Below are 11,044 nucleotides of genomic sequence, written 5' to 3' on the forward strand. Positions count from 1 at the left end.
AAAACTATGAGATTAAGTAATAAAGTAAGAATTCCCTATTATCAGTTTATATTTACTTTGGCAAATATAACGCTATTGGTAGGTTTAATTTTCTTTATATTACAAAACAAGGTAGCAAAGCTATTTACTATACCTATTGATATTGGTATTATAGCTTTTGCCATTTTTCTATATCTCATTTTTTATATTAGGGGAAGACAAATTTTTGAGTACGATAGTGATGGCGAAGCCCTTAATTTTCAAAATAGAAATATCATAGATTCTCTAGGCAAAAACGCAAAAGATGAATTTCCAAAATATAAATTAGATTCTTACGAAATAGTTGATGTTTTCCTGTTTAGAAGATTATATATAAGACTAAAAAATAAGAAGGGAAGTTTAACCGTACTTAAATACGATATTTCTTACCTTAACAGTAAAGAGATAAAAGACTTAAAACTATCGCTTAACAGAACCATAAAATCAAATCAAGAAAACTCTAACAATAGAGATACAAATTAGTAATGGAAGAACAATATCAGAAAGGAGAAACGCTGAAAAAAGTTTCAGGATTATATAAAGATTGGTTTTTAGATTACGCATCTTATGTGATATTAGACCGTGCCATTCCTTCTATTTTTGATGGTTTCAAACCTGTACAAAGGAGGATTATGCACTCTATGAAGGAGTTAGAAGACGGTCGATACAACAAGGTTGCCAACATCGTGGGGAATACCATGAAATATCACCCTCACGGTGATGCTTCCATTACAGATGCCATGGTTCAGATTGGTCAAAAAGAACTTCTTATAGACACACAAGGTAACTGGGGGAATGTCTATACTGGCGACTCCGCTGCTGCTGCAAGGTATATAGAAGCTAGGCTAACTCCTTTTGCATTAGAAGTTGTATTCAACCCAAAAACAACTCACTGGGTAAAATCTTATGACGGTAGAAATAATGAACCTATAGATTTACCTGTTAAGTTTCCGTTACTTCTCGCTCAAGGTGTAGAAGGTATTGGGGTAGGGCTTTCTACTAAAGTGATGCCTCACAACTTTAATGAACTGATAGAAGCATCTATTGCATATCTTAAAGGAAAGAAATTCCAGCTTTATCCAGACTTTATGACGGGTGGTATGCTAGATATTAGCAACTATAACGATGGCGAAAGAGGTGGAAGATTAAGGGCGAGAGCTAGGATTATCCAAAAAGATAAGCATACTTTATGCATTACTGAGCTTCCGTTTTCCAAAACGACTAGCGACTTGATTGACAGCATCATCAAAGCTAACGAGAAAGGGAAGATTAAAATAAAAAAGATAGAAGATAACACTTCTGACCAGGTAGAAATCAACATTCATCTTAATAATGATGTTTCGCCTGATAAGATGATAGATGCGTTGTATGCATTTACAGATTGTGAAATTTCCATCTCGCCCAACGCTTGTGTTATCGTAGGCGATAAGCCAATGTTCTTGAGTGTTTCTGAGATTTTAAAAAGAAATACCGACCACACCGTTTCTCTCTTAAAAAGAGAGCTAGAAATAGAACTTGGAGAGTTGGAAGACAAGTGGCATTTTGCCTCTTTGGAAAGAATTTTCATTGAAAACGAAATTTACCAAGAGATTAAAGGTAAAGACTCTAAAGAAGCGGTTTACGAAGCCATTAACTTAGCCCTTCAACCTTTCATTAAAAACTTAATGAGAGAGGTGGTTACCGAGGATATTATTCGTCTTACGGAGCTTCCGTTTATGCGTATTTCCAGATACGATAGAGATAAAGCATTAGAAAATATTGCCGCTCTTGAAGGTAAAATGGAGGAAGTTAAGCATCACTTAGCTCATTTGGTAGAGTATGCCATCAATTATTTCCTTAATATTAAAAAGAAATTTGGTAAGGATAAAGAACGCCGAACAGAACTTAGAGTTTTTGATACTATTGATGCTACAAAAGTAGCCGTAGCTAACGAAAAATTCTATGTTAATAGGGCAGAGGGCTTTATAGGGACATCACTTCGAAAAGATGAGTATGTATTTGATTGCTCCGATATAGACGATATTATTACCTTCAGAAAAGACGGCGTAATGCAAGTAACTAAGGTAGAACCCAAAACTTTTGTGGGCAAGGATATTATACACACAGGCGTTTGGAAGAAAAATGATAAACGCACCGTTTATAATATGATTTACCGAGAGGGCAAAACAGGACCTTATTATATGAAAAGGTTTTCTGTAACCTCCATTACAAGAAATACCGAATATCCTTTAGCTTCGGAAGCTAAAGGTTCAGAAGTGCTTTATTTTTCTGCCAATCCTAATGGCGAAGCAGAGGTAGTAACGGTTCTTTTAAAACCTAATGCTAGAATACGAAAAAATAAAATAGAGATAGACTTTTCAGATTTAGCTATTAAGGGTAGAAATTCTAGAGGAAATCTAGTCACCAAATATGCTGTAAAAAAGGTAGATTTGAAGGAAGAAGGCGTTTCTACATTAGCTCCTAGGAAAATATGGTTTGATGAAACAGTGAGAAGGCTTAATGCCGATGCAAGAGGTACATTATTAGGTAGTTTCAAAGGAGATGATAAAATACTGACCATCAATACCAAAGGAGAAGCTAAACTAATGACTTTTGATTTGATGAATCGTTTTGATGATGAGTATCTAGTGCTTGAAAAATGGAGACCAGACCAACCTATTACTTGTATCTACTATGATGGCGAGAAGGAAATTTATTTCATTAAGAGGTTTTTATTAGATAATACCCTTAATCCTCAAGGGTTTATGCCTAGTGAACACCCAAAATCCTTTATTGAGTTTGTGGGAGTTCAAGACGGTTGTACTGCAGAAATTATCTTCGGAAAAGACAAAACAGGCAAAGAAAAAGACCCTGAAACTGTAGATATAGACGAGTTTATTGCAGTTAAAGGGATTAAAGCAATGGGGAATCAGTTTGTTAAGGAAAAGGTGAAGTCCATCAATATTACCATTCCAGAAAGAGAGGAGGAAGAAGAACCCGAAATGGAAGAAAAAGAGCAATCAAATGATTCTGACGATATACCAGAAGAAGGTATTATAGGAGATTTATTTGGAGGCTAGAGGTATATAAATTTTTTATGTTGGTTTTAAAGTAGAAATATATGGTTTACGATTTAGAAAAAGAAAATAAAGAGATTTTGGCAAGGTATAAGGATTTAATTTCCAATACTTACAGAACTCTCAACGAAGAGCAAAATAAGCTCATTCGTAAAGCTTTTGACATAGCACTAGATGCACACAAAGATCAAAGGCGAAAAACAGGAGAGCCATATATCTACCATCCAATCGCTGTAGCAAAGATAGTTGCCGAAGAGATAGGTTTGGGAGCAACTTCCATTGCTTGTGCTTTATTGCACGATGTTATAGAAGATAGCGATTATACCTACGAAGACATCAAAAAAATATTTGGAGAGAAAATAGCCAGTATCGTTAATGGATTAACGAAAATTTCGGTAATGAACAACCAGAATATTTCTATACAATCCGAAAATTACCGAAAGCTGTTACTTACATTATCCGAAGATTTTAGGGTTATTTTGGTTAAAATTGCAGACCGCTTACATAATATGAGGACGCTGGATAGTATGCGTCCAGACAAACAGAAAAAAATAGCTTCCGAAACGGTTTACATTTATGCTCCATTAGCTCATAGGCTAGGGCTTTATAATATTAAATCAGAATTAGAAGATTTATCTTTAAAATATAATAATCCTGAGGTTTATACAGAAATTACCAGCAAACTAGATTTAGCCAAAGAGCAAAGAGAAGGCTATCTAGAGGAATTTAAAAATGAAGTTTCTGAATACCTTTCTAAAGAAGAATTAGATTTCAAAATAAAAGGAAGAACCAAAGCTATTAGCTCCATTTATAGAAAAATGTTGAAGCAAAATGTGGGCTTTGAAGAGGTTTATGATAACTACGCTATTAGGATTATTTACAAATCTGACCTTAAAAATGAGAAGTTTTTAGCGTGGAAAATCTATTCCATTGTTACAGACCTTTATAAGAGTAACCCTCAGAGAATGCGAGATTGGATTTCTGCTCCTCGTTCCACTGGATATGAAAGTCTTCACCTCACGGTATTAGGTCCTGACAACAAGTGGATAGAAGTGCAAATTCGTTCCGAAAGAATGGACGAAATTGCTGAAAAAGGGGTAGCGGCTCATTATAAATACAAGGAAGGGTTTAGGCGAAACAGTGATGATACCAATTTTGAGCAATGGGTAACTCAGATTAGAGAGGTTCTTGAAAATCAGGAAATGATGTCAACCTCCGAGCTGCTAGATGATATCAAACTCAATCTCTATTCTAAAGAAGTTTTTGTTTTCACTCCAAAAGGCGAGGTTACTATTTTACCTAAAAATGCTACCGCATTAGACTTTGCGTTTTCTGTGCATACAGATTTGGGTATGAAATGTTTAGGAGCTAAAATCAATGGGAAATTAGTTCCAATCAGTTATGTACTAAAAAATGGAGACCAAATAGAAATTCTATCTTCTAACAATCAAAGACCTAAACAAGACTGGCTGGATTTTGTAGTAACTTCTAAAGCTAAATCAAAGATTAAGAATGCTTTAAATATAGAAAGAAATCAGCGTGTTGCAGAAGGAAAGGAAATTCTACAAAGAAAACTGAAAAGTGCAAAAATTGCATTTAGTGAGGAGGAAGTTAATAATCTACAAAAGTATTTCGCACTCAAGACTTCACAAGAGCTATTTCTTAAATTTCATGATGGTAGCCTAGATATCGGTGATTTAAAAAGATATTCAGAAAGAAAGAGTATTTTCTCTTCGCTTCTTCAAAAATTCCGAAAAATCCCAATCAAATCTCAAAATATAAAAGAGGAAAATCCTTATCAAAACCTCGATTTAATTGTTTTTGGTAAAGATGAAGAAAAACTCAACCATACTTTTGCCAAATGTTGTACGGTAGTGCCAGGAGATAAAATATTTGGTTTTTTAACCATTTCAGATGGTATTAAAGTGCATAATGATAATTGTCCAAACGCTGTAAATCTACGAGCTAACTATGATTATCGTGTTTTAACTGCAAAATGGGTAAATGCTGAGAGCTTTAGTAACCGCGTTAAAATACAAGTAGAAGGCTTAGATAGAATGGGAATGATAAATGATATTACCAAAATTATTACTAATGCGATGAGTATTGACATGAGGAGCTTTAGTATCGAGTCTACCGATGGGATTTTTACAGGGCAAATAAGCCTAGAAGTTAAAAGCAAGGACCAACTAGAGGAAACTATTAAACATCTTAGAAGGATAGAGGGAGTCACTAGTGTAAAAAGAATCTAATTTTTTAATTTGATAAAAAATAAATATTTTATGGAACAACCTAAAATTAATTTAACTCCAGCAGATAAGTACATTTTAAAACCAGTAAACAAATTTATTAGTAAATCTACCACAGGAGGTATTGTATTGTTTATTGCTGCTTTAATAGCCATATTTTTTGCTAATTCTGAATGGAGCGAAGAATATGAACATTTTTGGCATCAGCATATCGCCATTAGTTTTGGAGATTATTCTTTAGACCTATCCTTACACCATTGGATAAATGATGGGCTTATGGCCATATTTTTCTTTGTGGTAGGGTTAGAGCTTAAACGAGAACTTACCAATGGAGAGTTAGCTTCTCCTAAAAAAGCAATGCTCCCAATTATAGCAGCTATTGGAGGTATGCTTTTCCCTGCTCTTATTTATACTTTCTTTAATAATGGTACAGATGCAGCACACGGTTGGGGGATTCCTATGGCAACGGATATTGCCTTCGCACTTGGCGTAATGTACCTATTGGGAAACAAAGTCCCTTTGCCACTGAAGGTATTTCTAACAGCTTTAGCTATTGTGGATGATTTGGGAGCGGTCTTAGTAATCGCTATATTTTATACTAATGAATTACATATGGGATACCTAAGCCTAGGGCTTGGTATTTTTGCACTGATGCTATTTTCTAACAAAATAGGTATTAAAAGTATCATTCATTACGCTATATTAGGAATAGGTGGTGTTTGGCTTTGCTTTTTAATGTCTGGAGTACACGCTACTATTGCAGCCGTTTTAGCGGCTTTTGCCATTCCTGCTAACGCTAGAGTTAATGAAAGCTATTTTGTATATAAAATGAGAGAACTCAGAGACAAATTCCTAAGTATAGATCCTGATGAAAAGCACGAAGATTTAACTGATGAACAAATTCGTGTAGTGGAGGATATGCATGATTTAACAAAAGAAACCATACCTCCTTCTCAGCGTTTAGAGCACGGTATGCACAGCTTTGTGAGTTTTATTGTGATGCCTATTTTTGCATTATGTAATGCGGCTATTCCTATCTCTTTTGACAATGGTTTGAGTTTGGTTACTATTGGAGTTATTTTAGGATTATTACTCGGAAAAGTGCTAGGTATATTTGGATTATTAGGTGCTTTGATAAAACTGAAAATAGTAAAAAAAACAGAAGGCTTATCTATGAAAAATCTGTTAGGAGTTGCTTTTTTAGCTTCTATAGGATTTACGATGTCTTTATTTATCACAGAATTAGCCTTCGATACCAAACTACACCCAGAATATGTTCCAGAAGCTAAAATGGGGATTATTATAGCCTCTCTTATTGGAGGTATTGCAGGTTATCTTATTCTGAACACGAATAAGGAAGGGAAAACAGAAGGAGAGAATATTTAGAGATTTCTCATCAATATCATAATAAAAATAAGCGGAAAATATTATTTTTCCGCTTATTTAAATATACTAGTAAACTTATATTATTGTTTCTTGTTTACTTCTAATTTTAACTCCTGTGTATTGGGATTGTATTTGAATAATCCAAAGTAAGAGGGGCAACAGTGAGCATCTCCTTCAACTTCAATTGTAACCTCTCCATTTATGGTTCCATCGAATGATTCAAAAAAAGTTAAGAGATTATTTACCGAAGGAATATTTTTTTCTGCCAATTGGTTGATTATTTTTCCTTCTATTCTCTCTGTCAGTTTTACATCTTGATAATATTCTCCATCATTTGAAAATATTAACACAGAATGATCTGATGATAAATGGTTACTACCATTACAAGGATCCCCTATTCTCATACTGACAAATGCATCCTCTATACCATCTTTATTAAAATCTTTTTTGAAAATTTTTATTTCATCTGAAATTCCATACGCTTTATCTGGATTTTCTTTTCTCCATTTCATGAAATCGTCATAACAAGGAGGACCTAATTCTCCTGTTAAAACTAATCCCTTCTTCCACTTTTCAATTTCCTTATCCAATGATAGCTTTTTCTGTTGAGTAGTACAGCTCAGAAAAGTAGTTGAGCAGATAACTAAAGTTAAAATTGTTTTTTTCATTTATCAAAAATTTTAGAGTTAAATATTCAAATTACATATAATAATTATATTGAAAAATATAAATAAACAATCATTATATAAACTTCATAAACACACACCTTTTCATTTCTTTCAAAAATCTACTACAAAAATGGGAACAGAATAAAGAATAATCCTAATAAATTGTTTATATCAAACTAATATCAGTTTATAACATCTTCAAATTATTTACCTCAAGTTCGGTAAGGATACGCCAATGTCCTCTTTTGATATTTTTCTTGGTAAGCCCTGCAAACATCACTCTATCTAACGCCTCAACTTCGTAGCCTAACTTTTGGAATATCCTTCTAATCACTCTATTCCAACCGATATGGATTTCTATCCCAATTTCATTTTTAGGTTTACCGTCTATATAAGAAATACTATCCACCTCTGCAACACCTTCTTCCAATCTAATCCCTTTAGCTATAGTCGCCATATCTTCGCCTGTAAGCTTTCTGTCTAAGGTAACATGGTAAATTTTCTTGATATTGAAAGATGGGTGGGTAAGTTTTTTGGTAAGATGCCCATCATTGGTGAGTAGAATAACGCCCGTTGTTTGTCTATCTAGACGCCCCACAGGAAAAATTCTATATGGAGAAGCATTCGCCGTTAAATCCATTACCGTTTTTCTAGCTTTCTCATCTTTTGTGGTAGAGATATAGCCTTTAGGTTTGTTGAGAAGTACATACACAGGCTTTTCAGGTGTAATGCTTTGCCCATCAAAAACCACTTTATCTGTCTTTTGCACTTGATAGCCTAGTTCGGTTACTACTTTACCATTGATTTCAACTAAACCTTGCTGTATCAATTCGTCAGCCTCTCGTCTGCTACAAATCCCTGAATTAGCAATGTATTTATTAAGCCTAATGGTATCTTTAGGCTGTTGTACAAGTTTATTTATTCTTCTTTTTTGAACAAAAGCTCTGGCTCTGTCGGCTTCTTTATCATCAAATCTTCTTCCGCCTCTGCGGTCTCCTTTTACATATTTATCTCTAGAATCAAAATCTCTACCTCCTAATTTTGAGCCACGAGAGTTCTCAGTATTCCCTCTTTTTTGATTTGTTCTTGATTTTCCTGAAAAATTTTTGCGTTCTCTGCTCATACTTGTAACTAATTATGTTTTGCAAAGATACAATTTTTTAGAGGTTATTAGGGTTCGTCAAAAAAATCTTATATTTTAAAAACAAGAAGTCAAATAAAAAAACAAAAATAGGAGGTTTTTAAGCCTCCTATTTTGTTATTAAGTCTTTTGAATATAACGGATTATATTCTATCAATAATTTGATTAAGCGTTACTGAAGGACGCATTGCAGCGTAAGTTTTATCTTCGTTTGGACGATAGTAGCCTTCAATATCTTGAGCCTTACCTTGAGAAGCTATGAGCTCTTCATTGATTTTTGCCTCATTTTCTTGCATTTCTTTAGCAATAGGTTGGAAAAGAGCAGACAGCTCTGAATCTTGAGTTTGTGCTGCTAAAGCTTCTGCCCAATATAACGCTAAATAGAAATGAGAACCTCTATTATCTATGCTTCCTATTTTTCTAGCTGGAGATTTATCATTAGCTAAAAACTTAGCATTTGCTTCATCTAGTGCATCTGCCAATACTTGAGCCTTCGTATTATTTTGAGTTTGTGCTAAGTGTTCTAAACTTGCTTGTAGTGCTAAAAATTCCCCTAAAGAATCCCAACGCAAATAGCCTTCTTCTATAAACTGCTCTATATGTTTAGGAGCAGAACCTCCTGCACCTGTTTCAAATAGCCCACCACCATTCATAAGAGGTACAATAGACAACATCTTAGCAGAAGTTCCTAACTCTAGGATAGGGAATAAATCCGTAAGGTAATCTCTAAGAACATTACCAGATACAGAAATAGTGTCTTTACCTTCTCTAGCTCTTTTAAGAGTTTCGGACATTGCGTCTTTAACATCTAAAATTCTAATATCAAGACCTTCTGTATTATGATTTTTAAGGTATTGCTCTACTTTTTTGATAACTTCTCTATCGTGAGCTCTACCTTTATCTAACCAAAATATAGCTGGAGTATCCGATAAGCGAGAACGATTAACTGCTAATTTAACCCAATCTTGTATAGGAGCATCTTTAGTTTGGCACATTCTGAAAATATCTCCCGTTTCTACCTTTTGTTCTAATAAAACTTCGTTATTTTCATTAAGGATTTTTACAGTACCTTCAGCTTCCATTTGGAATGTCTTATCGTGAGAACCGTATTCTTCTGCCTTTTTAGCCATTAGTCCCACATTAGGTACACTACCCATAGTAGTAGGGTCTAACTTTCCGTTAGCTTTCATATCATCTATTACAGCTTGATAGAAACCAGCATAAGAACGGTCTGGGATTATGGCTAAAGTATCTTCTTCTTGTCCGTCTTTGTTCCACATTTTACCGCCACCACGAACTAATGCCGCCATAGAAGCATCTACAATAACATCACTAGGAACGTGGAAATTGGTAATTCCCTTATCAGAATTTACCATTGCTACTCTTGAACTTTCGTTTAGTACACGCTCAATATCAGCTTTTATATCAGCTTCTTGAGCTGTTCCTGCAATTTTATCATAAAGACTTGCCAGTCCATCGTTAGGATTAACATCTAATGATTTGAATGTCTCTGCATATTTTTCAAATACTTCTTGGAAGAAAGTTTCAACAATAGCCCCGAAAATAATAGGGTCCGACACTTTCATCATAGTTGCCTTTAAATGAGCAGAAAGCAATACATTTCTACTTTTAGCTTCTTGTATAGCCTCTTTTACAAAAGCTTTTAGGGCGTTGATGTTCATTACAGACGAGTCTATAATTTCTCCTGCTTGAAGAGATGCATAGTCTTTTAATACTTTCTCTGAACCATCATTTCCAAAGAATACAATTTTAAACTTACCGTCTTTCTCCACAGTTGTAGAAGTTTCGGTACCGTAGAAATCTCCTTGGCTCATATGAGCTACATCTGTTTTACTATTTGCTAACCATTCTCCCATCTTGTGTGGGTTGGCCTTTGCATAGTTTTTTACAGCTTTAGGAGCTCTTCTGTCTGAGTTACCCTCTCTAAGTACAGGGTTTACAGCCGAACCAAGCACTTTAGCATATTTAGCCTTAATTTCTTTTTCTTCTTCTGTTTTCGGTTCTGCAGGATAGTTAGGTACATTAAATCCTTTTTTCTGTAATTCTTCTATAGCCTCGTTAAGCTGAGGTATAGAAGCGGAAATATTAGGTAACTTAATAATGTTAGCTTCTGGTTTTGTAGCTAATTCTCCTAATTGAGACAATGCATCAGGAATTCTTTGTTCTTCGGTAAGAACTTCTGGAAAGTTAGCCAATATTCTCCCTGATAAAGAAATATCCGGCACTTCTATCTGTATATCTGCTGATTTTGTAAATGCTTTTACAATAGGTAAAAATGAATGAGTGGCTAACATAGGAGCCTCATCTGTAAGGGTGTAGTAAATTTTAGCTGTTGACATTTATTCTGTTTTTTTATATTATACAACATTTAGTTTCCACAAAAATAATGAAAAAAAGTTGCTATATAATAATCATATTTAAATTTATTACATCTAATTATTTAGAATTACTATAAATAATAAAATAATAAATTGTACAATATTAAATTTCAAAACATGACCAATA

Annotated in this window: 7 protein-coding genes; 4 read left to right on the top strand and 3 right to left on the bottom strand. The window is 34.2% G+C overall.

Features of this window, described 5'->3' with window-relative positions:
* Nucleotides 1–6: 6 nt before the first annotated feature.
* From GXW81_RS07215 to nhaA, 4 genes are read left to right on the top strand one after another with little or no spacing between them, the layout of a single operon-like run.
* Entirely contained in the window at nt 7–501 is a 495-nt protein-coding gene (locus GXW81_RS07215) for a hypothetical protein (RefSeq protein ID WP_161531777.1), read from the top strand.
* Between the two features lie 2 nt (nt 502–503).
* Nucleotides 504–3,077, top strand: coding sequence for a DNA gyrase/topoisomerase IV subunit A (locus tag GXW81_RS07220; protein ID WP_161531778.1), 2,574 nt, complete (start codon nt 504–506; stop codon nt 3,075–3,077).
* 41 nt (nt 3,078–3,118) lie between these two features.
* Nucleotides 3,119–5,326, top strand: coding sequence for a bifunctional (p)ppGpp synthetase/guanosine-3',5'-bis(diphosphate) 3'-pyrophosphohydrolase (locus GXW81_RS07225; RefSeq protein ID WP_154136868.1), 2,208 nt, complete (start codon nt 3,119–3,121; stop codon nt 5,324–5,326).
* A gap of 30 nt (nt 5,327–5,356) precedes the next feature.
* Entirely contained in the window at nt 5,357–6,709 is a 1,353-nt protein-coding gene (gene nhaA, locus GXW81_RS07230) for a Na+/H+ antiporter NhaA (RefSeq protein ID WP_161531779.1), read from the top strand.
* 80 nt (nt 6,710–6,789) lie between these two features.
* Here the strand turns inward: nhaA and GXW81_RS07235 are convergent, their stop codons facing one another.
* The 3 genes from GXW81_RS07235 to GXW81_RS07245 form a co-directional block, all read right to left on the bottom strand.
* Complete coding sequence (locus GXW81_RS07235) at nt 6,790–7,377, bottom strand: hypothetical protein (protein WP_161531780.1); 588 nt, start codon at nt 7,375–7,377, stop codon at nt 6,790–6,792.
* Between the two features lie 187 nt (nt 7,378–7,564).
* Complete coding sequence (locus tag GXW81_RS07240; protein ID WP_161531781.1) at nt 7,565–8,500, bottom strand: pseudouridine synthase; 936 nt, start codon at nt 8,498–8,500, stop codon at nt 7,565–7,567.
* Nucleotides 8,501–8,661: 161 nt separating this feature from the next.
* Nucleotides 8,662–10,878 (bottom strand): NADP-dependent isocitrate dehydrogenase, encoded by a 2,217-nt coding sequence (locus GXW81_RS07245; protein ID WP_161531782.1) that lies wholly within the window; start codon nt 10,876–10,878, stop codon nt 8,662–8,664.
* Nucleotides 10,879–11,044 lie beyond the last annotated feature (166 nt).

Origin of the sequence: Riemerella anatipestifer, from assembly GCF_009932355.1 — a bacterium.
GTDB classification, from domain to species: domain Bacteria; phylum Bacteroidota; class Bacteroidia; order Flavobacteriales; family Weeksellaceae; genus Riemerella; species Riemerella anatipestifer_E.

Bases quoted from the DNA above. Each gene is read 5' to 3' on its own strand.
- nhaA (WP_161531779.1), top strand. From the start codon at position 5,357: ATGGAACAACCTAAAATTAATTTAACTCCAGCAGATAAGTACATTTTA.
- GXW81_RS07235 (WP_161531780.1), bottom strand. From the start codon at position 7,377: ATGAAAAAAACAATTTTAACTTTAGTTATCTGCTCAACTACTTTTCTG.
- GXW81_RS07245 (WP_161531782.1), bottom strand. From the start codon at position 10,878: ATGTCAACAGCTAAAATTTACTACACCCTTACAGATGAGGCTCCTATG.
- GXW81_RS07225 (WP_154136868.1), top strand. From the start codon at position 3,119: ATGGTTTACGATTTAGAAAAAGAAAATAAAGAGATTTTGGCAAGGTAT.
- GXW81_RS07215 (WP_161531777.1), top strand. From the start codon at position 7: ATGAGATTAAGTAATAAAGTAAGAATTCCCTATTATCAGTTTATATTT.
- GXW81_RS07220 (WP_161531778.1), top strand. From the start codon at position 504: ATGGAAGAACAATATCAGAAAGGAGAAACGCTGAAAAAAGTTTCAGGA.
- GXW81_RS07240 (WP_161531781.1), bottom strand. From the start codon at position 8,500: ATGAGCAGAGAACGCAAAAATTTTTCAGGAAAATCAAGAACAAATCAA.